Source organism: Pseudomonas sp. 65/3-MNA-CIBAN-0223 (assembly GCF_040310425.1).
Lineage (GTDB): Bacteria > Pseudomonadota > Gammaproteobacteria > Pseudomonadales > Pseudomonadaceae > Aquipseudomonas > Aquipseudomonas gregormendelii.
In genome coordinates, this window is record NZ_JBEOPV010000005.1 from 214,698 (window position 1) to 239,549 (window position 24,852).

At 61.1% G+C, this 24,852-nt stretch carries 22 protein-coding genes and 1 pseudogene; 9 read left to right on the forward strand and 14 right to left on the reverse strand.

Translation table 11 applies throughout. From position 1 onward, the window contains the following. Positions 1-110: 110 nt before the first annotated feature. Together rloA2 and AAEZ09_RS07675 are read left to right on the forward strand one after the other, a co-directional pair. Complete coding sequence (gene rloA2 / locus AAEZ09_RS07670; RefSeq protein ID WP_045059918.1) at positions 111-617, forward strand: retropepsin-like aspartic peptidase RloA2; 507 nt, start codon at positions 111-113, stop codon at positions 615-617. A 74-nt stretch (positions 618-691) separates the two neighbouring features. After that, a pseudogene (locus AAEZ09_RS07675) lies at positions 692-822 on the forward strand (two-component system response regulator CreB); the annotation flags it as partial. 83 nt (positions 823-905) lie between these two features. Here the strand turns inward: AAEZ09_RS07675 and AAEZ09_RS07680 are convergent. The 8 genes from AAEZ09_RS07680 to AAEZ09_RS07715 form a co-directional block, all read right to left on the reverse strand. Further along, entirely contained in the window at positions 906-1,535 is a 630-nt protein-coding gene (locus AAEZ09_RS07680; RefSeq protein WP_045060010.1) for a glutathione S-transferase, read from the reverse strand. Between the two features lie 243 nt (positions 1,536-1,778). Then, positions 1,779-1,958, reverse strand: a complete 180-nt coding sequence (locus AAEZ09_RS07685) for a hypothetical protein (RefSeq protein WP_045059919.1) — start codon at positions 1,956-1,958, stop codon at positions 1,779-1,781. After that, the gene (locus AAEZ09_RS07690; RefSeq protein ID WP_350598893.1) at positions 1,955-3,085 is read right to left on the reverse strand and encodes a PepSY-associated TM helix domain-containing protein; all 1,131 of its coding nucleotides are present in this window, start codon (positions 3,083-3,085) and stop codon (positions 1,955-1,957) included. The genes AAEZ09_RS07685 and AAEZ09_RS07690 overlap by 4 nt, the downstream gene beginning before the upstream one ends. A 71-nt stretch (positions 3,086-3,156) precedes the next feature. Beyond that, complete coding sequence (locus AAEZ09_RS07695; protein WP_350598895.1) at positions 3,157-5,586, reverse strand: TonB-dependent siderophore receptor; 2,430 nt, start codon at positions 5,584-5,586, stop codon at positions 3,157-3,159. Between the two features lie 269 nt (positions 5,587-5,855). After that, positions 5,856-6,833, reverse strand: coding sequence for a FecR domain-containing protein (locus AAEZ09_RS07700; RefSeq protein ID WP_350598897.1), 978 nt, complete (start codon positions 6,831-6,833; stop codon positions 5,856-5,858). Then, positions 6,830-7,348, reverse strand: coding sequence for an RNA polymerase sigma factor (locus AAEZ09_RS07705; protein ID WP_350598901.1), 519 nt, complete (start codon positions 7,346-7,348; stop codon positions 6,830-6,832). Before AAEZ09_RS07705 ends, AAEZ09_RS07700 begins: the two co-directional genes overlap by 4 nt. Positions 7,349-7,460: 112 nt before the next feature. Then, positions 7,461-8,168, reverse strand: coding sequence for a 3'-5' exonuclease (locus AAEZ09_RS07710; RefSeq protein ID WP_045059924.1), 708 nt, complete (start codon positions 8,166-8,168; stop codon positions 7,461-7,463). Next, a complete protein-coding gene (locus AAEZ09_RS07715; protein WP_045059925.1) occupies positions 8,165-10,105 on the reverse strand; it encodes a putative nucleotidyltransferase substrate binding domain-containing protein in 1,941 nt (646 codons plus the stop codon). Before AAEZ09_RS07715 ends, AAEZ09_RS07710 begins: the two co-directional genes overlap by 4 nt. A gap of 249 nt (positions 10,106-10,354) precedes the next feature. Here AAEZ09_RS07715 and AAEZ09_RS07720 point away from each other — a divergent pair, with 249 nt between their 5' ends. Beyond that, positions 10,355-10,801 carry a response regulator gene (locus AAEZ09_RS07720; protein WP_045059926.1) on the forward strand — a complete coding sequence of 149 codons (447 nt, stop codon included), beginning with the start codon at positions 10,355-10,357 and terminating at the stop codon, positions 10,799-10,801. Positions 10,802-10,887: 86 nt separating this feature from the next. Here the strand turns inward: AAEZ09_RS07720 and AAEZ09_RS07725 are convergent, their stop codons facing one another. After that, positions 10,888-13,065, reverse strand: coding sequence for a malate synthase G (locus AAEZ09_RS07725; protein ID WP_045059927.1), 2,178 nt, complete (start codon positions 13,063-13,065; stop codon positions 10,888-10,890). A 531-nt stretch (positions 13,066-13,596) separates the two neighbouring features. Between AAEZ09_RS07725 and AAEZ09_RS07730 the strand changes: the two genes are divergently transcribed. Then, positions 13,597-14,115, forward strand: coding sequence for a glycine cleavage system transcriptional repressor (locus AAEZ09_RS07730; protein WP_045059928.1), 519 nt, complete (start codon positions 13,597-13,599; stop codon positions 14,113-14,115). 215 nt (positions 14,116-14,330) lie between these two features. Here AAEZ09_RS07730 and rarD read toward each other — a convergent pair whose 3' ends face one another. The 5 genes from rarD to AAEZ09_RS07755 all read right to left on the reverse strand — a co-directional run bounded on the left by rarD (position 14,331) and on the right by AAEZ09_RS07755 (position 20,143). Beyond that, positions 14,331-15,218 carry an EamA family transporter RarD gene (gene rarD, locus AAEZ09_RS07735; protein ID WP_045059929.1) on the reverse strand — a complete coding sequence of 296 codons (888 nt, stop codon included), beginning with the start codon at positions 15,216-15,218 and terminating at the stop codon, positions 14,331-14,333. A 132-nt stretch (positions 15,219-15,350) separates the two neighbouring features. After that, complete coding sequence (locus tag AAEZ09_RS07740) at positions 15,351-16,325, reverse strand: serine/threonine protein kinase (protein WP_045059930.1); 975 nt, start codon at positions 16,323-16,325, stop codon at positions 15,351-15,353. 213 nt (positions 16,326-16,538) lie between these two features. Continuing rightward, entirely contained in the window at positions 16,539-18,440 is a 1,902-nt protein-coding gene (locus AAEZ09_RS07745) for an alkaline phosphatase PhoX (RefSeq protein WP_205892091.1), read from the reverse strand. A 58-nt stretch (positions 18,441-18,498) separates the two neighbouring features. Further along, complete coding sequence (locus tag AAEZ09_RS07750) at positions 18,499-19,263, reverse strand: TOBE domain-containing protein (protein WP_045059932.1); 765 nt, start codon at positions 19,261-19,263, stop codon at positions 18,499-18,501. Positions 19,264-19,399: 136 nt separating this feature from the next. Continuing rightward, entirely contained in the window at positions 19,400-20,143 is a 744-nt protein-coding gene (locus AAEZ09_RS07755; RefSeq protein ID WP_045059933.1) for a ComF family protein, read from the reverse strand. Between the two features lie 89 nt (positions 20,144-20,232). Between AAEZ09_RS07755 and bioB the strand changes: the two genes are divergently transcribed. From bioB to bioD, 5 genes are all read left to right on the forward strand, one after another. Continuing rightward, complete coding sequence (bioB, locus tag AAEZ09_RS07760; RefSeq protein WP_045059934.1) at positions 20,233-21,288, forward strand: biotin synthase BioB; 1,056 nt, start codon at positions 20,233-20,235, stop codon at positions 21,286-21,288. 169 nt (positions 21,289-21,457) lie between these two features. Beyond that, the gene (bioF, locus tag AAEZ09_RS07765) at positions 21,458-22,636 is read left to right on the forward strand and encodes an 8-amino-7-oxononanoate synthase (RefSeq protein WP_350598905.1); all 1,179 of its coding nucleotides are present in this window, start codon (positions 21,458-21,460) and stop codon (positions 22,634-22,636) included. Further along, positions 22,629-23,360: an alpha/beta fold hydrolase gene (locus tag AAEZ09_RS07770; RefSeq protein ID WP_350598908.1), complete on the forward strand. Its 732-nt coding sequence runs from the start codon at positions 22,629-22,631 to the stop codon at positions 23,358-23,360. Before bioF ends, AAEZ09_RS07770 begins: the two co-directional genes overlap by 8 nt. Next, entirely contained in the window at positions 23,353-24,165 is an 813-nt protein-coding gene (gene bioC, locus AAEZ09_RS07775) for a malonyl-ACP O-methyltransferase BioC (RefSeq protein WP_045059937.1), read from the forward strand. The genes AAEZ09_RS07770 and bioC overlap by 8 nt, the downstream gene beginning before the upstream one ends. Next, positions 24,162-24,842: a dethiobiotin synthase gene (gene bioD / locus AAEZ09_RS07780; protein WP_045059938.1), complete on the forward strand. Its 681-nt coding sequence runs from the start codon at positions 24,162-24,164 to the stop codon at positions 24,840-24,842. Before bioC ends, bioD begins: the two co-directional genes overlap by 4 nt. Positions 24,843-24,852: the final 10 nt, after the last annotated feature.

Consider the following 24,852-nt stretch of genomic DNA (forward strand, 5'->3'; position numbering starts at 1 on the left):
ACCCAAAACCCTGTGGGAGCGGGCTTGCCCGCGACGCGATCGTTAGAACGAACGAATTGCCCACTGGCTGTCTAAAATTGCGCTGCCCACTTTTCAAGGATGCCCACTACGTGAAATCCCTCTTCGCCCTGCTGACCTTGGTGGCCCTGCCAGTGATGGCCGCCGAGCCGACCCTGTACGGTCGCTACGAATACATCGCGCTGCCGGAAATCGGCGGCGAAGTGCTCAAGGCCAAAATGGACACCGGCGCCCTGACCGCGTCGCTGTCGGCCAAAGACATCGAGACCTTCACCCGTGACGGTGATGAGTGGGTGCGTTTCCGCCTTGCGACCAAGGATGCGAGCAATAAGGTCTACGAGCACAAGATTGCGCGGATCAGCAAGATCAAGACCCGCTCGGAAGAGGATGCGGACGATGATGAGTCGGCGGCGCCGACCAAGCGTCCGGTGGTGGATCTGGAGCTGTGCCTGGGTAATGTCAAGCGCACGGTCGAGGTCAATTTGACGGATCGCAGCAGTTTTAACTATCCGTTGTTGATTGGGGCAAAGGCGCTGCGTGAGTTTGGTGCGGCGGTGAATCCAGCTCGGCGTTTTACCGCGGATAAGCCTGATTGCTGAGCATTGGCTGCCGATTGACGTCGCATCCACCATGGTTCACCGTTCCCCCCACTTAACTGACGGGCCCGCACGCCATGCCCCATATCCTGTTGGTCGAAGACGAAGCCGCCATTGCCGATACCCTGATATTCGCCTTGCAGGGCGAGGGCTTTATCTGATTTTCCTCAGCGCCCGCGATGCGGAAATCGATCGCGTGGTAGGGCTGTAAATCGGTGCCGACGATTACGTAGTCAAACCGTTCAGCCCCCAATCGGACCATCTTTTGAGGCCATTACTTTGAACTGAAATTCAAACCTTGGGCATTGTGGCCAACATCGAAGGCCGCTGGCTCACCTCGAAATACCACGCTGCCAGCTGCGGATTAGGCTCGCGCCAAGCCAGGTCCGGATGGCGCAGATCCAGATAACCAAGGGCACAAGCCACACTGATCGCCGCCACATCAAAATGACTGGTCAGCTCGGCGATGGCCTCTGCTTCAAGCAATGCGAGCGCGCGGCGGATTTTGTCGCGCTGGCCGTCAAGCCAGGCATCCCAGTGTTTTTCCGGGGCGCGCAGGGCCACTTCGTAACGTGTGAGCACGGCGGCGTCCATGATGCCGTCGGCCATGGAGGCGAGCGTCAGGCGGCGCCAGCGGGCCGAGCCTTCGCGGGGGATCAGCGGATTGCCAACGTGCTGGTGATCGAGGTAATCGAGGATCACCCGGCTGTCGTGGATGACGTTGCCGTCGGCCAGGCGCAGGGCGGGGATTTTGCTCAGGGGGTTGTCGTTGATCAGGCTCGGGTCTGGGTCGACTGGGGAGAGCACGCAGTTTTGCAGGGCGACTCGGTCCTGTTGACCGGTTTCGTGCAGCAGCACCATGACTTTGCGTACGAAAGGCGAGAGGGAGTTGTGGTAGAGGGTCATGGTCGGGGTGGACATGGCGGCGTCTCGGTCAGTGGTGGTGGCAGGCAGCGGTGGGAGCAAGGCTTGCCCGCGATGACGGTAGCACATCTGAAATTGATGTAACTGACGCACCGCCATCGGTATATCAGCCGACACAGATGTCGACTGATATACCGCTTTCGCGAGCAAGTCCGCTCCCACAGGTTTTGCATTTTCAGGTGGCGGGCAACGAGGGGACCGTAGGAGCTGCCGCAGGCTGCTCCTACCGGGGACGTCGCGTTACCGGCGTTGCAGGAGGCCTCGCAGGGCGAAGGCGGCGGGAATGCCCAGGCCCAGCCAGCTCAAAGCATCCCACACGCCATCGCCCAGCAACGCCGCGAACAACCCGGCGGCGGTGAACAGGCCGATGACCGTGGGAATGGCAAAGACTTTCCAGAAATTCGACTGGCGCGGCCTCATGCTTGAGCCTCCGCAGTTTCAAGCACAGGCTTTGCCGCTTTGCGCCGCACGACCCACAGGTACACCCCGCTGCCGAGCACGATGATGGTCAGCACATCCAGGGTCGCCCACAGGATTTTCATCGGCATGCCGCCGTAATCACCAAAGTGCAACGGCTGCGACATGCCCATGACGTCCATGTACCACGGCCGCTCCGCCACGGCAGTGACTTGCAGGGTGCTGGCGTCAATCAGCACTGGCGTCAGCAGGTGGGAGGTCAGGTGCGTGTTGCCTTTCATGAATACGGCGTAATGATGCTCGCTGGAGAACCGCGTGCCGGGGAAGGCGATGAAGTCGGGTTGCATGTCCGGTGCGACCTCGCTGGCGATGTCCAGCAGGCGAGTCGGTGGCGCGAGCTGCGTCAGCACGGGTGCGTCGGCATAGGGCGCGATCATCGCGCCCAAGGCCTCATTGCGCCATGCCGCGATCAGCAGGTCGGCACAGGCGCTGATCACTCCGGTGACACCGACCACCAGCATCCAGGTCAGGGCCACGACGCCGATCAGGTTATGCAGGTCGAGCCAGCGCAGGCGTGTGGATTTATCCTGGCGCACGGTGGCGAATTTCAACCGGCGCATGAACGGCAGGTACAGCACTGTCCCGGACACGATGGCTACCACGAACAGAATGCCCATGAACGCCAGCAACAGCTTGCCCGGCAGGCCGGCGAACATGTCCACGTGCAGTCGCAGCATGATCATCATGAAACCGCCGTTCGCCGAAGGCATTTCCAGTGCTTCACCGGTGCGGGCGTCGAGCATGAAGGTATGGGACGAATTCGGCTCGGTTCCGGCAGTGGCCGCCATGATCGCGAACGCGGCATTGGGGTCTTCTTCGTCGAAACCGAAGTACTGCATGACTTCGCCCGGCCGATGTTTTTCCGCCGCCAGCACCAGTTGCTGCAAGTTCAGCCGCGAAGTGCCGGCGGGCATTTCCTTGAGCTCGGGTGCATCGCCCAGGAGATGGTCGATCTCGTGGTGAAAAATCAATGGCAAGCCGGTTACCGCCAGCATCAGCAGGAACACGGTGCAAATCAGGCTGGTCCAGGTATGGACGAAGGACCAGCGGCGGATCGTTTTACTCTTCATTTGCAGCCCTTCAGAAATACCAAAGCCGTCCTCGAAGGACGGCCCGGTGTTGGGTGTGTCAGGTCAAGCGTTTACCACTTGTAGGTCGCACTGGCGACGACACTGCGCTGGTCGCCGTAGTAGCAATAGAAACTGTCACAGGTGGAGATGTAATCCTTGTCGAACAAGTTGGTGGCGTTCAGTGCCAGGGACGCGCCTTTGAGGCTGTTGTCCAGGCGGCCGAGATCGTAGTGGACAGCGGCGTCGAACACGGTGAAAGCGTCCGCCTTGCCCAGCTCGGTGTTGGCCTGGTCGCCATAGGTATTACCGGTGTAGCGAACGCCGCCGCCTACGCCAAAGCCGTCGAGCACACCGGTGTGCCAGGTGTAGTCGGTCCACAGCGAAGCCTGCTGGTTGGGCATCAGTTGCAGGCGATTGCCCTTGAACGCGCCGTCCTGTACCTCGGATTTGGCCAGGGTGTAGGCCGCGATGACCTTGAGGTTTTCGGTCACGTCGGAGACGGCTTCCAGTTCCAGCCCTTTGACTTTCACTTCGCCGGTCTGGCTGGTGATCGAGACATTATTGGAGTTGGTGGTGGTGACGGAGACGTTCTTCTGCGTCAGGGTATACACCGCAGCGGTCAGCAGGGTGTTGCTCCCAGGCGGTTGATACTTGATACCCAACTCCCATTGCTCGCCTTCGGTAGGCTTGAACGAATCGGTGGGCGAGGCCGTGGCGTTGCTGGTTGGCTGGAACGATTCGGCGTAGGACAGGTAGGGCACGATGCCGTTGTCGAACACGTAGCTGATGGCCGCATTGGCGCTGAATTTCTTGTCGCGCTCGGTGTTGGTGGCATCACCTTTGTTGAAAAAATTGGTACCGGTGTGCACCCAGTCTTCACGACCGCCCAGCGTCAGTCGCCATTGATCGATGTACATCTGGTCCTGCACATACAGGCCGGTCTGGTAGGTCTTCTGATCGTAGTCGTAGAACGCATCGGAACGCGGCGGGCGCACGATGGGCAGTCCATAGACGGGATTGTTGACGTTGGTGGTCAGGCCATCACCGAAAATCGAGGTGTAGTTGGTGTTGGTGCGCTGGTGATCGAGGCCGATCAACAAGGTGTGACCTACATCACCCGTGGCGAAATCGGCCTGGAAGTTGTTGTCCACGGCGAACTGGCTGATGTCCTCGTCGACGCTGGTGCTCGAACGGCCGACGTTGCCTTGGGCGTCCACCTGGGTGAACGGGTAGGCGCCGGGGGTGAGCGCCTGGAACGACAGGTCCGATTTGGTGTAGCGCAGGTTCTGCTTGAACTGCCAGACATCGTTCAGGCGATGCTCGAAGGCATAACCCAAGGCGTAGTAGGTGCGGTCGTAGTATTCCCAGTCTGGATCACCGAGGTTCTTGTGATGGGAAATGTCACCCAGTGGCGAGTGGATTTTGGTGCCCTGAATCGGCAGGAACTGGCTGGTGATGCCGGTATCGTCGCGGGTGAACTGCGTCAGCAGGGTGAATTTGGTGTCATCGTCGATGTTCCAGGTCAGGCTGGGCGCAATGTTGTAGCGCTTGTTATCGACGTGGTCGATCTGCGTGCCACTGTCGCGGACCACTGCGCTTAGGCCGTAGAGGAACCGACCGTCTTCGTCGATCTTGCCGGTGCTGGCAAAGTTGATCTGGCGATGATTGTCACTGCCATATTCCACCTGGATTTCACTGCTCGACTCGGCGCTGGGGCGGCGGCTGACCATGTCCAGCATGCCGCCCGGTGGGGTCTGGCCATACACGGAGGAGGCCGGACCGCGCAGCAGGGCGAGTCGATCGAGGTTCCAGGTTTCCTGTTTCGGGTTGGCGTATACGCCTTTTGGCAGCGGCAGGCCGTCGAGGAACTGGGTCGGTTCGAAGCCGCGTACACGCAACCAGTCGGCACGGGTGTCGCTGCCGTAGCTGCTGGCGACGATGCCGGGCATGTAGCGCACGGCGTCATCAATGTTCTGTACGTTGCGGTCGTCCATCTGCTGGCGAGTGGCGACCGAGATCGAGCGCGGTGCTTCCACCAGGGCAGTGTCGGTCTTGGTGCCGGCAGCAGTGCGAGTGGCGAGGTAGCCGTCAACCGGGCCCCAGGCGCTCTCGGTGTTTTCCACTCCTGTCACATTGGTCGTCGGCAGGGCCATCACGCCCTCAGGCACGGCCACCAGGCTGAACGTGCCCGCGCTGCTTTGCTCCAGTTGCAAGCCGGTGCCACGCAACGCTTCGCGCAACGCGCCGGTGGCGTCGAACTGGCCCTGGACGGGTGCCGAGGTTTTACCGGCGGCAAGCGAGGGGTTCAGTGACAGCGCAAGGCCCGCCTGGCTGGCGATCTGGTTCAAGGTGCTGGCCAGGGGAGCCGCGGGCAAGTTGTAGGCGCGCACGCTGGAGGCCTGCTCGGCGGCCAATAGCGGGCCGTTGGCCAGCGGGGCGCTGAGGGCAATGGCCACGGCCAACAGGCTGGGGCGCAACAAGGTGTCTAGCGTACGGGACATAAAGCGGCTCCTGAAAGGGAATACTTCTCAATTGCCTAGGTGCCGAACGAGAATCCAAAAGTGATAGAGCCAGGTGAAAATAATGTTGATTCAGGTTTGCGGTGAATCGACTGGCCTCATCGCGGGCAAGCCTTGCTCCCACAGGTTTTGAGTACATCCCGACTCAGCGAACGACCCGGATCCTATGGGGTACAGAGACCCTGTGGACTCCAGACATCCTGTGGGAGCAAGGCGTGCCCGCGATGGCGGCCTGCCAGCCAGCAAAGGTTTCAAGGCTCGGCCTCAGCCTCAGCCTTCGCCACCGTCACCCACCACTGCGTGTGCTGCTCAATCTGCACTGGCAGTGTTGGCAGCAATGCGCGCAAGGCCTTGTCGGTATCCTTCAACGGGAAACTGCCGGTGATCCGCAGGTCTGCAATTTCGGGCGCTACGCCCAGATAACCCGGCCGGTAACGACTCAGTTCATGCACCAGCTCTTCCAGGCGCGCGTTGTCCACCACCAGCATGCCGCGAGTCCAGGCGTCGGCGCCGGGCTTGAGCGCGACGACCGGGCCCAGGCCGTTGTTGCGCATCAGCACCTGCTGGCCTTCGCGCAGAATCTGTTCGTCGCGAATCGCCTGCGGGTGGGCGGCCACTGCGGATTTCAACACGCTAAGGCGTGTGCCATCCTCTTCGCGCTTGACCAGGAACCGCGTTCCCAGTGCGCGCAGGCTGCCTTCGCGGGTTTCGACGATAAACGGCCGGGCATCGCCGTGGCCGGTTTCAACGAGGATTTCGCCGTCCTGAAGAATCACCCGACGCTGCGTCTCGTCAAACCGCACGTCCACGGCGCTATGGGTGTTCAGGTTGATCACGGTGCCGTCGCTCAGGCGCAAGGTGCGCTGCTCGCCAGTGGCCGTGCGCTGATCGGCCAGCCAATAGTCGAGCGGCAAGTAACGCTCTCCCGCAAACAATGCCAGGCCAATCACCGCCACGATGCTGGCCAGGCCGCTGCCCAGCTTGCGCACGCGTCGGCGGATGCCCTCACGCGATTGCAGCAACGCGGCGCGGGCCGGGCCACTGGCGACACTGAAACGCTGGTCAAGCATGCCCAACTGACGCCAGGCGCGCGCGTGCTCTTCGTGGGCGGCGTGCCATTTGGCGAACTCTTCGCGCTCCACCGGGTTGGCGCAATCCAGTGACAGCTGCCAGGCAATCGCCGCGTCCAGTACCTGGGCCGAGACCGGTTTGGAGCTCACGGGGCTCATGCTGGCTCACCGTACAGCGCGATGTAGCACTGGCGAATGCCTTGGGCCAGGTATTGCCTGACCCGGGGTACCGACACCCCGAGACGCTGGGCGATTTCTGCGTGGCTGAGGCCGTCGAGACGGTTATACAGAAACGCCGCACGCGCCTTGCTCGACAGTTTGCCGAGCAGGCGATCGATGTTTTTCAGGTCTTCGAGAATGAGTTGCTGCTCTTCCACCGAGGGGTGTTCGCCCTCGGGAATGAGCATCAGCTCGGTCAGGTAGGCTTGCTCCAGGGCGGCGCGGCGGAAGTAGTCGAACAGCAGACCCTTGGCGATTGCCACCAGAAACGCCCGGGGTTCGCGGGGCTCGTGCAGTTCGCCACGCCCCAGCAGTCGTACGAACGTGTCCTGACTGAGGTCTTCGGCCCGTTGCGGGCAGGCAACGTTGCGGCGCAGCCAAGCCAATAGCCAGCTGCGGTGGTCGCGATATAGCGCACCGACGATCTCACTGTGGGGGCTTTGGACTGACGGCACGCAGCATCACCGATTGGGAAGAGTTAACTAACGAGAATTGTTCGCGATTGTGGCAGAGGCGGGGGAGGTAAGCAATTGGCGCTGGTCGGGTGGTTTAGTCAGGCGCCGTCTATCAGAAGGAGGGAGACTGCTGCCGCCGCTTCCACTGACTCAGCCGCTGCTGCAGATTCAACGGGCTGTGAATCTGCTGCTGCCGTGCCCGGCTGAACAGGATCAGTGCCAGTTCGGCGGTGGCCAGTGCGTCGGCACTGGCGTTATGGCGCTCGAACACTTCGAGTTTGAACCAGTCTATCCACTCGTCCAGTCCGGCCTCGCGGATAGGCGCCTGGGGGCACAATAGCGGGGCGATGTCTGCCACATCGAGAAAGGTATTCTGCAACTTGTACCCCAGATGATCCTTCAGTGCCCGGCCGAGCATGTGCTGATCGAAGGGGGCATGAAAAGCCAGCACCGGGCTGTCCCCCAGGAACTCCATGAACTCCAGCAACGCCTGCGCCGGATCGCTGCCCGCCGCAATGGCGCTTGGGCCAAGGCCATGGATCAGCACACTGGGGGCCAGTTTCATGTCGGCGCATTGCAGGGTTCGTTCGAACTGCTGACTGAAGTCGATGGCCCCGTCCTCGATCACTACCGCACCAATCGACAACACCCGATCCTTGTTCAGGTTAAGCCCCGTGGTTTCCAGGTCCAACACCACCCAGCGTTGTTCGCGAAGGCTGCATTCGCTCAGCCCGATCGCCGGCGGCAAGCGACCCAGACGTTGCAATATTTCGCCAGACAGCGCGGGGCCGGCGGGGCGCAACCAGGAAAACAGGCTCACAACTGATACCTCACTGTGAGGCTGCTTTGCAGACGCTGGGCCTGGCGCAGGGATTCACGCAGGATTCGCCGATCCAGCTGATTGAGGCTGTCGGGGTCGACCCGGTTGGAGTAGGGCAGGTTCTCCCGGGTCTGTAGCTGATGCTGCTGCATGCGGGTTTGCTGGATGAAATGATAGGCCTCTTCGTAGGCCGCGCCGTCCAGCCGGTCGATGACCTCTTTATCAACCAGTTGGCGAAAGCGTTCCAAGGTGTTGTTGGTCTCGATTCCGTTGGCCAGCGCCAGCAACCGGGCGCCGTCGACGAAGGGCGTTAGGCCCTGGACTTTCAAATCCATCGTGGCTTTCTCGCCATGTTTGCGTGCCAGCACGAATTCGCGGAAGCGTCCTACAGGTGGGCGGTTGCGCAGGGCATTGTCGGCCATCATGCGCTGGAACAAACGATTGTCGGCGACCTGGTCGAGAATGCCCCTGCGCAATTGTTCACAGCCTTGCTCATCGCCCCAGACCACGCGCAGGTCGAAATAGATACTCGAGCCCAGCAGGTTTTCCGGCGTGGCCTCGCGGATGAACGCCGAGAAACGTCGCGCCCATTCAGCCCGGGACAAACACAGCTCGGGGTTGCCGGCCATGATGTTGCCCTTGCACAGGGTAAAACCGCACAGCGCCAGGCTCTGGTTGATCTGTTGGGCGATGGGTAGCAATTTGCCGCGAATTTCTGCCGCATGGGCGGCGTCCCTCGCCTCGAACAGAATGCCGTTGTCCTGGTCGGTGTGCAGCGTCTGCTCGCGACGGCCTTCGCTGCCGAAACATAGCCAGCTGAATGGCACGCCCGGGTCGCCTTTCTCCGCCAGTGTCAGTTCGATCACCCTGCACACCGTGTGATCGTTAAGCAGGGTGATGATATGGGTGATCTGGGTGGAAGACGCGCCGTGGGCCAGCATGCGCTCCACCAGTTGGCCGATCTCGCCGCGCAGCGCCACCAGGCTTTCCACGCGCTGGGCACTGCGGATAGTCCGCGCCAGGTGCACCAGATCGACCCGCTGCAGGGAAAACAGGTCACGTTCCGACACCACACCGCACAGGCGGTGGTCCTTGACCAGGCAGACGTGGGCAATGTGCCGCTCGGTCATGGCGATCGCTGCATCAAATGCACTGTGGTCCGGGGTTAAAAAGAATGGTGCGCGGGTCATGTGCCTTTCTATGGCTTCATTGAAGTCGTTGGTGCCGCCTGCCACCACGTGCCGCAAGTCGCGCAGGGTGAAAATCCCCAGCGGCGCCTTATCGCCATCGACCACCACAATGCTGCCGACCTGTTGTTCATGCATCAGGGTCACGGCTTCGCGCAGTGGCGTGACCGGGCTGCAGGTCACTGGATGACGCATGGCCAACTCGCCCAGGCGGGTATTGAGCGAGTATTGGGTGCCCAGGGTTTCCACGGCTTTTTGCTGGACTTGCTGGTTGACCTGATCCAGCAGGCTGCTGACGCCACGCAGGGCGAAATCGCGAAAGGTGTGGGAAAGCGCGAACAGTTTGATGAACGCCAGCTTGTTCAGTTGCAGGCAGAAGGTGTCTTCAGCCGCCAGGTGCTCGGTACGAGTGGCCCGCTCACCCAGCAACGCTGCGAGAGGAAAGCACTCGCCGGTGGTGATTTCGAAGGTGGTTTCGGTGCCGCCTTTGGCGGTGTGCGGGCGCTCACCCACGACGCGGCCTTGTTTGACGATGTAGAAGTGTTCAACAGGGCCATCGTCAGGCTTGATGATGCTCTCGCCGGGTCCGTAAAAGCGCAGCTGACATTGCTCGACCAGGTACGCCAGGTGAGCGTGTTCCATGTGATTGAACGGCGGGAAGCGCTGAAGGAACTGCAAAGTGCCCTGGATGTTTTGCAACACCGCAGTTTTCCCTGCCTGGGTGAAGGCGTCCGCTTTACTCATAACCATTACCGCAGTCGTTTGGAATTATTGTTGTCGGATGACTTCAACATGGTCGGCCCATGGGCGCAGGGTGCCCATTGGACGTAAGTCTAGGTAGGCAACGACCGGATTAACTATCGGAAGAGTCCGACGTAACGTTGGGAAAAATCTCACTCCCCACCTATTGGAAATAAATCCGACGAAGTGCACATTGAACCGCTGGCTGGCGATGTCTCACGAGTGGGCCAGGAACGATTTGTAACCTTTGAGAAAGCCATGTCCGACCAAGATATCCTGAGTGACGCCGAGCGCGAGGCGCTAAGTGCGGTCATGCTCGAACCCGATCTACCGCCCCAGCGTGTGTTGATCGTCGATGATGACAAAGATGCACGTGAATTATTGTCGGAGATCCTGGCGCTGGATGGTATTCGCTGCCTGACCGCAGCCAGCGGTGAAACCGCACTGAAGATGCTGGACGAGAAACCCTCGATTGGCCTGGTGATCACCGATTTGCGGATGGGGCATGTCGATGGCCTGGACCTGATCCGCCAGGTTCGTGAATCGGTGCGGGCGGCGATGCCGATCATCATTGTGTCCGGCGATGCCGATGTGAAAGACGCCATCGCAGCGATGCACCTGAGCGTGGTGGACTTTCTGCTCAAGCCCATTGATACCGTGAAGCTGCTGGGTTTGGTGAAGCACGAGTTGGGATTGGAGCCATAGTCAACTCCCAAAAACTATCTCATTCATATGCAAAAAGGCCCTGATCCGAAGATCAGGGCCTTTTTTTGTTCGCCGCTAGCGTTTACTCAGAGGCCATTGGCAGCCTTGAACTCACGGCGACGACGGTGCAGGACCGGCTCGGTGTAGCCGTTCGGCTGCTTCGTACCTTCCACCACCAGTTCGACCGCCGCCTGGAAGGCGATGTTGCTGTCGAAGTCCGGAGCCAGTGGGCGGTACAGCGGGTCGTTGGCGTTCTGACGGTCAACCACCGGCGCCATGCGCTTGAGGCTTTCCATCACTTGTTCTTCGGTGACGATGCCGTGACGCAGCCAGTTGGCGATGTGCTGGCTGGAGATACGCAGGGTCGCACGGTCTTCCATCAGGCCGACGTCATTGATGTCCGGCACCTTGGAGCAACCTACGCCCTGATCGATCCAGCGCACCACGTAGCCGAGAATGCCCTGGGCGTTGTTGTCCAGTTCGTTCCTGATCTGCTCCGCAGTCCAGCTCGGGTTCACGGCAAGCGGAATGGTCAGGATGTCGTCCACCGAAGCGCGGGCACGCTTGGCCAGTTCGGCCTGACGAGCGAACACGTCGACCTTGTGGTAGTGCAATGCGTGCAACGCCGCTGCGGTTGGTGACGGTACCCAGGCGGTGTTTGCACCGGCCAGAGGGTGAGCGACTTTCTGTTCAAGCATCGCCGCCATCAGGTCGGGCATTGCCCACATGCCTTTACCGATTTGCGCACGACCTTGCAGGCCGGTGCTCAAGCCAATATCGACGTTCCAGTTCTCGTAGGCGCCGATCCATTTTTCAGCCTTCATGTCGGCCTTGCGCACCATCGGGCCGGCTTCCATGGAGGTGTGGATTTCGTCGCCAGTGCGGTCGAGGAAGCCGGTGTTGATGAACACCACGCGCTCGGCGGCTGCCTGGATGCATGCCTTGAGGTTGACCGTGGTGCGGCGCTCCTCGTCCATGATCCCGACCTTGAGGGTGTTGCGCGGCAGGTCCAGCACGTCTTCGATGCGACCGAACAGCTCGTTGGTGAACGCGGCTTCTTCCGGGCCGTGCATCTTCGGCTTCACGATATAGACCGAGCCCGTGCGGCTGTTCTTGCGCGAATTGTTGCCGTTGAGGCTGTGAATCGCGGCCAGGCACGTTACCAGGCCGTCGAGAATGCCTTCCGGCACTTCGTTGCCGTCCTTGTCGAGGATGGCGTCGATGGTCATCAGGTGACCCACGTTACGCACGAACAACAGGGAGCGGCCATGCAGGCTCAGTTCCTTGCCGTCGACGCCGGTGTAGGTGCGGTCGGCGTTCATGGTGCGGGTGAAAGTCTTGCCGCCTTTGGCAACTTCTTCCGCCAGGTCGCCCTTCATCAGGCCGAGCCAGTTGCGGTAGATCACCACCTTGTCGTCAGCATCGACAGCCGCTACGGAGTCTTCGCAGTCCATGATGGTCGTCAACGCGGCTTCCATCAGGATGTCTTTGACGCCGGCCGCGTCCGTCTGGCCGACGGGGGTGCGGGCATCGACCTGGATTTCGAAATGCAGGCCGTTGTTCTTCAGCAGGATCGCGGTGGGTGCCCCGGCATCGCCATGGAAGCCGATCAGCTGAGCGTCGTCGCGCAGTCCGGAATTACTGCCGCCTTTGAGGGCGACCACCAGTTTGCCGTCAACAATCTTGTAGCTGGTGGAGTCTACGTGCGAGCCGGCAGCCAGGGGGGCCGCTTCGTCGAGGAAGGCGCGGGCGAAGGCAATGACCTTGTCGCCGCGGACCTTGTTGTAGCCTTGGCCTTTTTCCGCACCGTCGGCTTCGCTGATGGCATCAGTGCCGTAAAGCGCGTCGTACAGCGAACCCCAGCGGGCATTGGAGGCGTTGAGCGCGAAGCGCGCGTTCATCACCGGCACCACGAGTTGCGGGCCGGCCATGCGGGCGATTTCGTCATCGACGTTTTGCGTCGTTGCCTGGAAATCGGCCGCTTCTGGCAGCAGATAACCGATGTCTTGCAAGAAGGCTTTGTAGGCCACGGCGTCATGTGCATGGCCGGCACGCGCTTGGTGCCAGCCATCGATACGAGCCTGGAAATCATCGCGTTTGGCGAGTAGGGCTTTGTTCTTCGGCGCCAGGTCATGAATGACCTTGTCGGCACCGGCCCAGAACTTATCGGCGGTGAGGCCGGTACCGGGAATGGCTTCGTTGTTCACGAAGTCGAACAGGACTTTGGCGACCTGCAGGCCACCGACTTGAACGTGTTCAGTCATTGCTTGCCTCACTCTGCTCAGCTATTTCGCTTTTCAGCTCTTCAATTATGACAATGAAGCCTCTGGCCATTTAAACCACAAACCCTGGCGCCAGTACATGCCCTTGCGGGCGGCTGGGGTTGGTCCAATCAACGGCTTGAAGCCTTGCTGATGGGGCTTTCAGGGGTTGCGACTGCGCCTTGGCAGACATCGATCCAACGTTATGTAGTGCGCGCTGCGGCATACTACATGATGAATTGCGGTTGTGAAAATTAGACTAATTGCGTCGTTCTGCGACCCCATGACGCATTGCGGTCGCGACGGGGAACGGGATGTTCTCAAAAAAGTGATGGATTGTTCCAGCTAAATATAAAAAGTTGTACACGATTTGTGGTTTGCAGGTTTTTCGTGGGTCACCCAATCGCCAGCAGGCTCGCTCTCACAGGACGCAATCCGTGTGGGAGTGAGCCTGCTCGCGATGACGGCAGACGATTCAACACAGAATCTCCCCTTGCCTATACTTCCTTTTCTATAACAAAAGAGGGCTGCGCCATGGACCACCTCGTACTCACAGTTTTCGCTCCGGACAAGCCTGGGCAGGTCGAGCGCATCGCCCAGTGCATTGCCGAGCACGGCGGTAACTGGCTGGAAAGCCGAATGTCGCGGATGGCCGGGCAGTTCGCCGGGATCCTGCGGGTGGGGGTGCCGGCCGAAGCCTATGACGAATTGGTCGATGCGCTGCAAGCCTTGTCCGCCCACGGGATCCGTGTGCTGATCGCCGAAAGTGGCATTGAACAGTCCTGCACCTGGAAGCCGATCGCCATGGAGTTGGTGGGCAATGATCGTCCGGGGATCGTGCGCGACATCACTCGCCTGCTCAGCGAGCAGGGCGTGAATCTCGAGCGGCTGGTTACCGAGGTACGTCCTGCACCCATGAGCAGCGAACCGCTGTTCCACGCCGAAGCGATTCTGGCGGTGCCGCTGACGCTTTCGCTTGATGTATTGCAGTCGCGCCTGGAAACGTTGGCCGATGATCTGATGGTGGAACTGGTGCTGCGCAGTGAGGCTTGAGAAGGTTATCCAAGTTAAACGTGCACCTGCCTGTGGATAACCTGTAGAGACAGCCCGCCAGCCCAGGCGGGCCGGGCCTCTTCAAGAGTTGATCAAAAAACCAGCAGTTTCAATCACTTGCGCACAATCGCAGGGGATCACGCTGTGGATAACCTTGGGGCAGTTGGTTGCAGGCCACGAGCGTCGTGGCCTGCAGAGGTTTGAGTGTTTTTTGATCAGCTGCGCCGGCGCAAATTTATCACGGCATCGACGCTGTAAACCGCCAGGCCTGCCCAGATAAAGATGAAGGCCACCAGGGTGCTGGAAGACAGGTGCTCATCAAACAACAGTACCGCCTGCAGTAGCACCAGCGTTGGCGCCAGGTACTGGAGAAATCCCAGGGTTGTGTAGGGCAAGTGGCGTGCGGCGGCGTTGAAGCATACCAGCGGTATCAGCGTCACCGGCCCGGCAGCCACCAGCCACCAGGCTTCGGACGTGGTCCAGAACTGTGCTTGCGCACTGCTCGCCGCGGGGTTGAACAGCAGCCATGCAACGGCGATTGGCACCAGCATCCAGGTTTCCACCACCAGGCCGGGCAGGGCCTTGACCGGCGCCTGCTTGCGAATCAAGCCGTAGAAACCGAAGGTCAATGCCAGTACCAGCGACACCCAGGGCAGGCTGCCGACTTGCCATACCTGTTGTGCCACGCCAGCCGCCGCGAGGCCCACCGCCAGCCACTGCATGCGTCGCAGGCGCTCGCCGAGGATCAGCATGCCCAACAGCACGTTTACCAGCGGGTTGATGTAGTAACCCAGGCTGGCTTCGAGCATGCGCCCATTGTTTACCGACCACACGTAGGTCAGCCAGTTGGCCGCAATGAGCGTACCGCTCAAGGCCAGTATCGCCAGCCGTTTAGGGTTGTCACGCAATTCGCGCCACCAGCCTGGGTGCTTCCAGACCATCAGCAGCAAGGCGCCGAATAGCGCCGACCAGAGCACGCGGTGGATGATGATCTCCACGGCGGGGACGCTGGCGATGGCTTTGAAGTAGAGCGGGAAAAGTCCCCAGATGATGTAGGCACTCAGGCCCAGGATGTACCCGCGACGCGGGTTGGCGGCTTGCATGCAGAATCCTTGCTTAGGCAGCTAACAAAGAGGGGATTGTAGGGCGGTTGTATAGATGTGTCCTGTCGGAAAACAAAAAGATCGCAGCCTTCGGCAGCTCCTACAGCTGCCAGAGGCTGCGATCTTTTAATCTCAAAAAAGCTTCAGCGGTTCTTCGTTGAGCGCCGACAGTTGTTCACGCAGTGCCAACACCTGATCGCCCCAATACCGCTCAGTGCCGAACCACGGGAAGCTGTGGGGGAACGCCGGGTCATCCCAGCGCCTGGCCAGCCAGGCGCTGTAGTGCATCAGGCGTAGCGCGCGCAACGGTTCGATCAGCGCCAGTTCCCGTGGATCGAAGTCGTGGAACTCGTTATAGCCGTCCATCAGTTCTGACAACTGGCCGAGGCATTCCTGGCGATCGCCGGCAAGCATCATCCAGATGTCCTGCACTGCAGGGCCCATGCGGCAATCATCGAGGTCGACGATGTGAAACATCTCGTCTCGACACATCATGTTGCCGGGGTGGCAATCGCCGTGCATGCGGATGTTCTGGTGTGGAGTGGCCTTATAGACCTCTTCAACGCGCTTGAGCAGGTCCCTGGCCACTGACTCATAGGCGGGCAGCAGGCTCTTGGGAATGAAATTACCTTCAAGCAACGTCGCCAGCGAGGCATGGCCGAAGTTCTGCACGCCCAATGCTTCGCGATGTTCGAACGGTTTGGTCGCGCCCACGGCGTGCAGACGCCCGAGCAATTGACCCAGGCGGTACAGCTGGTCGAGGTTGCCTGGCTCCGGCGCGCGGCCCCCACGGCGCGGGAACAGGGTGAAACGAAAACCGTTGTGCTCGTGCAGGCTGGCACCGTTATGAATCATTGGCGCCACCACGGGCACATCGCATTCGGCGAGCTCGAAGGTGAACTGGTGCTCTTCAAGAATCGCTTCGTTGGTCCAGCGCTGTGGGCGGTAGAACTTGGCGATCAGCGGTTCACCGTCTTCGATGCCGACTTGATAGACACGGTTTTCGTAGCTGTTGAGGGCCAGGATGCGGGCGTCGCTGAGAAAACCGATGCTTTCGACGGCATCGAGCACAAGATCTGGGGTGAGGGTTGCAAACGGGTGGGCCATGCTGACTCCTGCGCGCAGCAGGCTGCCGCGTCCGGCCAAGCATGGTAGCGCAGACGGGGCTTGTTTAGGGGGTGGGGTTGAGATGTGTGTCGTCCGGGCGGACGCCTTCGCGGGCAAGTCGAATCGTCGCACCGCCGCTCCCACAGGGTTGGCGCCGACTCTAAAGTGGCGCATGGAGCTGTGTGAGCAAGGCTTGCCCGCGATGAAGTTTTATCAGGCGCCGACCACGCCGCCATCTTCACGGCTGATAGCCATTACCGAAGACCGTGGCTTACCGTTCGGCAGATGCTCGGGAAAGGTCGAACCGCCGTTCTCCCCCGGATGCTGGATGCCGACAAACAGGGTTTTATGGTCTGGCGAGAAGCTGATCCCGGTGACTTCGCAGCCGACCGGGCCCACCATGAACCGGCGGATTTCGCCCGTCACCGGGTCGGCGCAGAGCATCTGGTTGTTGCCCATGCCCGCGAAGTCGCCGGCATTGCTTGAGTCGCCATCGGTGAGAATCCACAACCGGCCGGCATCGTCGAATCCCAGGCCGTCCGGGCTGTTGAACATGTTCTGCGGCGTGATGTTCGACGAGCCACCCTTTGGCGTACCGGCATGAACGCCCGGATTGCCGGCAACGACGAACAGGTCCCAGGCAAAACTGTTGGCGCCGTGATCATCGCGATCGGTGCGCCAGCGCAGGATCTGCCCGTAGACATTCTTCTCCCGCGGGTTAGGGCCGCCCACCGGCTGGCCCTCTTCGCCACGCTTGGCATTGTTGGTCAGAGTGCAGTAGACCTGGCCGTCCTTGGGGCTGACGACGATCCATTCCGGGCGGTCCATGCGGGTGGCATGGACCACGCTGGCAGCCAGGCGTGCATGGATCAGCACGTGCGCCTGGTCGGCAAAACCGCTACTGGCATCGATCCCGTTCTTGCCATGGGTCAACTCGATCCACTCGCCATGACCTTTTGGATGATCTGCATGGCTGTCGCCAGCGTCGAACCGTGCGACGTACAAGGTGCCGTGATCCAGCAAGTCGCGGTTGGCCTTGGCATCTGCATGATTGATCTTGTCGCGGCTGACGAACTTGTAGATGAACTCGCCGCGCTCGTCATCGCCCATGTAGACCACGGCGTGACCGTCGGCAGTTTCTGCCAGCGCAGCGTTTTCATGCTTGAAGCGGCCCAGGGCAGTGCGCTTCTTCGGCGTCGATTGGGGGTCGAACGGGTCGATCTCCACCACCCAGCCGTGACGGTTGAGCTCGTTGGGATTCTTCGCCATGTCGAAGCGCGGGTCGTGGGGGTGCCAGTTGATTTCCTTGCTGGCGGCGACCACGCCATAGCGTTTTTGCGCGGCATCGAACGGCTGTCCGGCGTCGCTGCTGCCAAAGCAGTCAGTGAAGTTTTCTTCGCACGTCAGGTAAGTGCCCCATGGCGTCTTGCCGTTGGCGCAGTTCTGGAAAGTACCGAGGACATGTTTGCCCTGTGGGTCTGCGCTGGTTTTCACCAGCGCATGCCCGGCTGCAGGACCGCTCAGGTCGATGGGCGCGTTGCCATGGATGCGCCGGTTGTAGCGCGAGCCCTGGACGAAGTGCCATTGGTCGCCCTTGCGCTGCACTTCGATCACCGACACGCCTTCGCAGGCCAGGGCTTTGTGCACGTCGGCCGCCGATTGCGGCATGCCACCGTGGGGGTAGAGATAGCGGTAGTTGGTGTATTCGTTGTTGATCGCCATCAGCGCGCGGTCTTTTTCTCCGGGAAACTCGAAGAGGCTCATGCCGTCGTTGTTGTCGCCGAACTGCAATTCCTGTTGCTCGGCGGTGCCGTTGCCGCTTGGATCGAAGGCCGGGCCATCCTTGTGCAGCGGCTGTCCCCAACTGATCAGCACCGAAGACCGGTAGCCCGGAGGCAGGCTGATGGCGTCGTTGGTCGCGGCAGGGATGCTCTCGAAACCCAGAAGCTGGCTGGTGCCGGCGCTGACGCTGGCGGCCAGGACGCTGCGGCTCAGCAGGCTACCGCCCATGAACATGGCCGCGCCGCAGAGCGCTCCGGCGCTGATAAAGCCGCGGCGACTGAGGCCGACCATTTTTTCGAGGTCAGTGGACTGGTTTTCTTCTAGTAGGTTCACATCAGGCTCCCTGCAGGATTTTGCAGCCACCTTAAAGCGCATTAATGACGCTAATGTTTCAGAGCGGTGTACCCAACAGTACGTTGGAGGGAGCAAATTGCACCTGTACCGGTTTGCCGACGTCCAGGACCAGTGTTCGCAGGTGTAGCGGCTCGGCCAGCGCGCAGAGGGTCTGGCCGTTGGGCAGGCTGATGCGCACTTCACTCGGGCCGTCCTCGGCGTCGATTATTGCTTCGATCCTGCCCTGCAGGCAGTTGGTGCCGGGTGTCGACTGTTGATCCATGCCCAGCAACTCAAGCCAGCCGGCCTTGATCAGCGCCACCACCTCGGTACCGGTCTGCAGTTCCAGGCGCAGGGTGCTGTCGTGAGTGATCTGCGTGTCGATGACCAGCCCTGCGGCCAACTCCAGGCGGATCCGGTCATTGCGCCCCTGGGCGGTGATCGCAACGACTTTGCCGTGCAGTTGATTGCGTGCGCTGGTCCTGAGCATCAAGCGACCGAGCAGGTTCAGGTCGCTGGCTTCCTCAGCCGTTTCCAGCACCTGGGCCTGCACAACCTGGAGCTTCTGATACAGGCGCAACACCCGCTCACCTTCACTGGAAAGCCTGGCACCGCCACCGCCCTTGCCGCCGACGCTGCGTTCCACCAGGGGTTTTTGCGCCAGGTTGTTCAGCTCATCGATGGCGTCCCAGGCAGCCTTGTAACTGAGCCCGGCGCTTTTCGCCGCGCGGGTGATCGAGCCCTGTTCGGCGATGTGCTGCAGCAAGGCGATGCGCTGCGGGCGTCGAACGATGTGCTGGGATAATAACGTTGGCAGTGACATGGCAGGGCGCTTTGGTTGTGGCGACTTGCAGGACGTTGGCGCCTGGGCGCCTGGTAGTCAAGCCTGTGGACTGCGTGATCGTCCATCGCGGGCAAGCCTTGCTCCCACAGGATTCGCCCCAAAGGTTGGGTGGCGGTCAAGCCTTGCTCTCAGAGGGTTTTGGGGTGCGCGCCAGGCAGTAGACGTCTACCTGGGTAGCGCCGGCTTCCATCAACAGGCGCGCGACGGCCTGGGCGGTAGCGCCGGTGGTCAGCACGTCGTCGACCAGTGCCAGGTGGCGGCCCTTGATTGAGGCATCGAGGGTCAGGGCGAAAGCCTCACGCAAGTTCTTTTTCCGGGCATCAGCCTTCAGGTCCTGCTGCGCGCTGGTGTCCTGAACCCGCAGCACCAGCTTCTCGTCGCAGGGAATTTGCAGTAGTTCACCCAGCCAGCGAGCCAGCATCGCCGCCTGATTGAAGCCCCGCTGGCGCAAGCGCCGGGTAGCCATGGGAACCGGCACCAGCGCGTCCGGGCGCTGCATGCCTTCGTCAAAGCGATGCTGCAGGTATTGTGCGAGAAGTTCGCCGAGCAGGCGCCCATATGGCCATTTTGCGCTGTGTTTGAAGCGGGTGATCAGGCTGTCCACCGGGAAGTCGTAAAGCCAGGGCACAGCGACCTGTTTAAAAGCTGGCGGTTGCTTCATGCACTGCCCGCAGGTCATGCCTGGCGCGAACAAGGGCAGTGCGCAGGTCTGGCATTGATCGCCCAGCCATGGCAGCTCGGTTTCACAGGCCATGCAGATCGGGGCGGTCTCTTCGGCATCTTCCTGGCACAGTAAACAAGACTGTTTGTTTTTTAACCAGATGTAAACCGGTCCATCGTAACGTGGTTGACAGCGCATCGCTCTTCCTTAAATATGCCGAACATCCGTGTCGCGCCTGTGGTTATTCCATAACCGGCGCCTGCCAAGCATAAAACAAGGAAACGCCCATGAGCGCCAGCACCACTGCAAACCTGCGTCATGATTGGTCTTTGGCCGAAGTCAAAGCGCTCTTCGTGCAGCCATTCAATGACCTGCTATTCCAGGCGCAGACGGTGCACCGCGCGCATTTCGACGCCAATCGCGTCCAGGTTTCCACGCTGCTGTCGATCAAGACGGGTGCCTGCCCGGAAGATTGCAAATATTGTCCGCAGTCGGGTCACTACAACACCGGGCTGGAAAAAGAAAAGCTGATGGAAGTGCAGAAGGTCCTCGAAGAGGCCGCTCGCGCCAAGGCCATCGGGTCGACGCGGTTCTGCATGGGCGCGGCCTGGAAGCATCCGTCGGCCAAGGACATGCCCTATGTGCTGGAGATGGTCAAAGGTGTGAAAGCCATGGGCCTGGAAACCTGCATGACCCTGGGACGTCTCGATCAGGACCAGACCGAGGCGCTGGCCCAGGCTGGCCTGGACTATTACAACCACAACCTCGACACGTCGCCGGAGTTCTACGGCAGCATCATCACCACCCGCACCTATGGCGAGCGCCTGCAAACCCTGGCCTATGTGCGTGATTCGGGGATGAAGATCTGTTCCGGCGGAATCCTGGGCATGGGCGAGTCCCTCGATGACCGCGCCAACCTGCTGATCCAGCTGGCCAACCTGCCGGAGCATCCGGAGTCGGTGCCGATCAACATGCTGGTGAAAGTTGCCGGCACGCCGCTGGAAAATGCCGAGGACATCGACCCCTTTGACTTCATCCGCATGCTGGCGGTCGCGCGCATCCTCATGCCGCAATCCCACGTGCGCCTGTCTGCGGGCCGTGAGGCGATGAACGAGCAGATGCAGGCCCTGGCATTTTTCGCCGGCGCCAACTCGATTTTCTACGGCGACAAGCTGCTGACCACTGCCAACCCGCAGGCTGACAAGGACATGCAGTTGTTCTCGCGCCTGGGGATACTGCCGGAAGCACGTGAAGAACATGCCGATGAGGTGCATCAGGCGGCGATCGAGCAGGCGCTGGTGGAGCAGAAAAGTAGCGAGCAGTTCTATAACGCGGCCGTTTGAAGATCCCGCTGCCGCTGATTGGAATACAAACCCTGTGGGAGTGAGCCTGCTCGCGATACGTTAGACCAGTCGGCATCGATATTGAGTGTTCTGGCCTCATCGCGAGCAGGCTCGCTCCCACAGGGGGTGTGCTCACATTGTTTTATGTGATTTGACCTCCGAGGCCTGCATGTCTTTTGATCTCGCCGCACGCCTGGCAGCCCGTCGTGCCGAAAACCTCTACCGCCACCGCCCGCTGCTCGAAAGTCCCCAGGGCCCGCAAGTGGTGGTCGATGGTCAGCCGTTGCTCGCCTTCTGCAACAACGACTACCTTGGCCTGGCCAATCACCCCCAAGTGATTGAAGCCTGGCGTGCTGGCGCGTCCAAGTGGGGCGTGGGGGGTGGGGCCTCGCATCTGGTGATCGGTCATAGCGGGCCGCACCACGCACTCGAAGAAGCCTTGGCTGACCTGACTGGTCGCCCCCGCGCCTTGTTGTTCACCACCGGTTACATGGCCAACCTGGGCGCAGTGACCGCGTTGGTGGGGCAGGGCGATACAGTGCTGCAAGACCGCCTCAATCATGCGTCATTGCTGGACGCCGGCCTGCTGTCCGGCGCGCGCTTCAATCGTTACCTGCATAACGACCCGACAAGCCTGGCCAAGCGGCTCGAAAAAGCCACCGGCAATACCCTGGTGGTTACCGACGGCGTGTTCAGCATGGACGGCGATATCGCCGACCTGCCCGCCCTGGCGCGTGAAGCCCGGGCCAAGGGCGCGTGGTTGATGGTCGACGATGCCCACGGTTTTGGGGCGATGGGTGCCAACGGCGGTGGGATCGTCGAGCATTTCGGCCTGAGCCAGGAGGATGTTCCGGTGCTCGTCGGCACGCTGGGCAAGGCCTTCGGCACAGCGGGAGCCTTTGTTGCCGGCAGCGAAGAGCTCATCGAAAGCCTGATCCAGTTCGCGCGCCCCTATATTTACACCACCAGTCAGCCTCCCGCCCTGGCATCCGCCACCCTCAAAAGCCTCGAGCTGCTGCGCAGCGAACACTGGCGGCGGGCGCACTTGAAGACGTTGATCGGCCAGTTCCGCCAGGGGGCGCAGCAGATCGGCCTGGAGTTGATGGACAGCTTCACGCCGATCCAGCCGATCATGATCGGTGACGCCGGGCGTGCGGTTCGCCTGTCACAGATGCTGCGCGAGCGCGGCCTGATGGTGACTGCAATTCGCCCACCCACTGTGCCTGCCGGCAGCGCCCGGTTGCGCGTGACCCTGACCGCTGCGCACAGCGAAGCGCAGGTGCAGCTATTGTTAAACGCACTGGCAGATTGTTTTCAACAATTGGGAGCTGAGCCAAGCCATGCGTAATCGACTGATTCTGCTGCCAGGCTGGGGCCTCGGAATTTCGCCCCTGGAACCGTTGGCTGCGGCGTTGCACGGGCTGGATGAACACCTGAATGTCGAGATCGAGCCGCTGCCGGAGCTGGAGTCGAGTGATCTCGACGACTGGCTGGATGAACTCGACTCCACCGTACCTCAAGACGCCTGGCTGGGCGGCTGGTCGCTGGGCGGCATGCTGGCGGCCGAGTTGGCCGCCAGGCGCGGTGATCGCTGTTGCGGCCTGCTGACGCTGGCAAGCAATCCTTCGTTCGTTGCCCATGAACAATGGCCCGGTGCGATGCCCGGTGAGACTTTTGATGCTTTTTTGGCCGGTTGCCGCGACGATCCGCGAACGACCCTCAAGCGTTTTTCGCTGCTGTGCGCCCAGGGCGCCGAGGACTCGCGCGGTCTGTCACGGCTTTTGCTGGGCGGTGCTCCGCACAGCTCGCCAGCAGTGTTGATGAGCGGCCTGGAGTTGCTGGCGCAACTGGATACCCGCCAGGCATTGCAAGCTTTTCGCGGTCCGCAGTTGCACCTGTTCGCCGGCCTGGACGGGCTGGTACCCGCTGAAGCGGCAGGCGACATGCTGGCGCTGCTGCCGGATGTCGAAATCGGTCTGATTGAACAGGCCGGTCACGCTTTTCTTCTGGAGGACCCGCACGGAGTGGCCGGGGCGATCCAGGCCTTTTTGCATGAGAGCGGCGATGACTGATTTGTCCCTTCCCAACCTGTCTGGCGGTTTGCCGGACAAGCGCCAGGTGGCGGCCTCCTTTTCCAGGGCCGCGGGCACCTACGACAGCGTGGCCGAATTGCAGCGCGATGTTGGCAGCGAGTTATTGCGTCGCTTGCCGGAAGATTTTTCTGCGGGTCGCTGGCTGGACCTGGGCTGTGGCACTGGCTACTTCAGTCGTGCACTGGGCGAACGCTTTACCGGCGCGCAGGGTGTGGCGCTGGACATCGCCGAGGGCATGCTCGCGCACGCTCGGCCTCTGGGTGGTGCAACGCATTTCATCGCCGGGGACGCAGAGTGCCTGCCGCTGCAGGATGCGAGCTGTGACCTGATCTTCTCCAGCCTGGCGGTGCAGTGGTGCGCAGACTTCGCCTCGGTGCTCAGTGAAGCGCGGCGGGTGCTCAAACCGGGGGGCGTTTTCGCGTTTGCTAGTCTGTGTGTGGGCACGTTGTTCGAGTTGCGCGACAGCTGGCGCCGGGTGGACGGCATGGTGCACGTCAATCGCTTCCGCGAACTGGGCATCTATCAGCATTTGTGCGCCGACAGTGGATTGCGTGTCGCGAGCTTGCAAACCCGTGCGCATGTGCTGCATTACCCGGATGTGCGCAGCTTGACCCATGAGCTCAAGGCGTTGGGTGCACACAATATCAATCCGGGTCGGCCCGGTGGTCTGACCGGTCGGGCGCGGATCCTCGGCTTGATCGAGGCTTATGAGCAGTTTCGTCAGGCCGAAGGTCTGCCGGCGACTTATCAAGTGGTCTACGCGGTGCTGGAGAAACCCTTATGAGTGCAGCCTATTTCATTACCGGTACGGACACCGATGTGGGCAAGACCACCGTAGCCGCAGGCTTGCTGCATGCCGCGCGGTCGGCGGGCATGAGCACGGCAGCGGGCAAGCCGGTGGCCTCCGGCTGTGATGTGACACCCAAGGGGTTGCGCAATGCCGATGCCCTGGCATTGCTGGCAGAATGTTCCTTGCCGTTGACCTATGTGCAGGTCAATCCGGTCGCGTTCGAGCCCGCCATTGCCCCCCACCTGGCCGCCCGCGAAGCGGGCGTGGCGTTGACCGTGCAATCGCTGTTCATTCCCATGCAGCAGATTCTGGACATGCAGGCGGACTTCACCTTGATCGAAGGCGCCGGCGGCTGGCGGGTGCCGCTGGCGGACCAGGATAATCTGTCGGACCTGGCGAAGGCGCTGAACCTGCCGGTGATCCTGGTGGTGGGTGTGCGCCTGGGCTGCATCAATCACGCGCTTTTGACAGCCGAAGCGATCGCCCGCGACGGCCTGCAGCTGGCGGGCTGGGTGGCCAATATCATCGATCCGAAGACTTCGCGCCTGGAGGAAAATCTCGCGACACTGGCCGAGCGAATCCCTGCGCCTTGCCTCGGCCGGGTCCCAAAACTCAAGCTGGTGAGCGCTGAAGCCGTGGCCGAGCATCTGCAGCTGGATCTGCTGGACTAGGTTTTGCCTA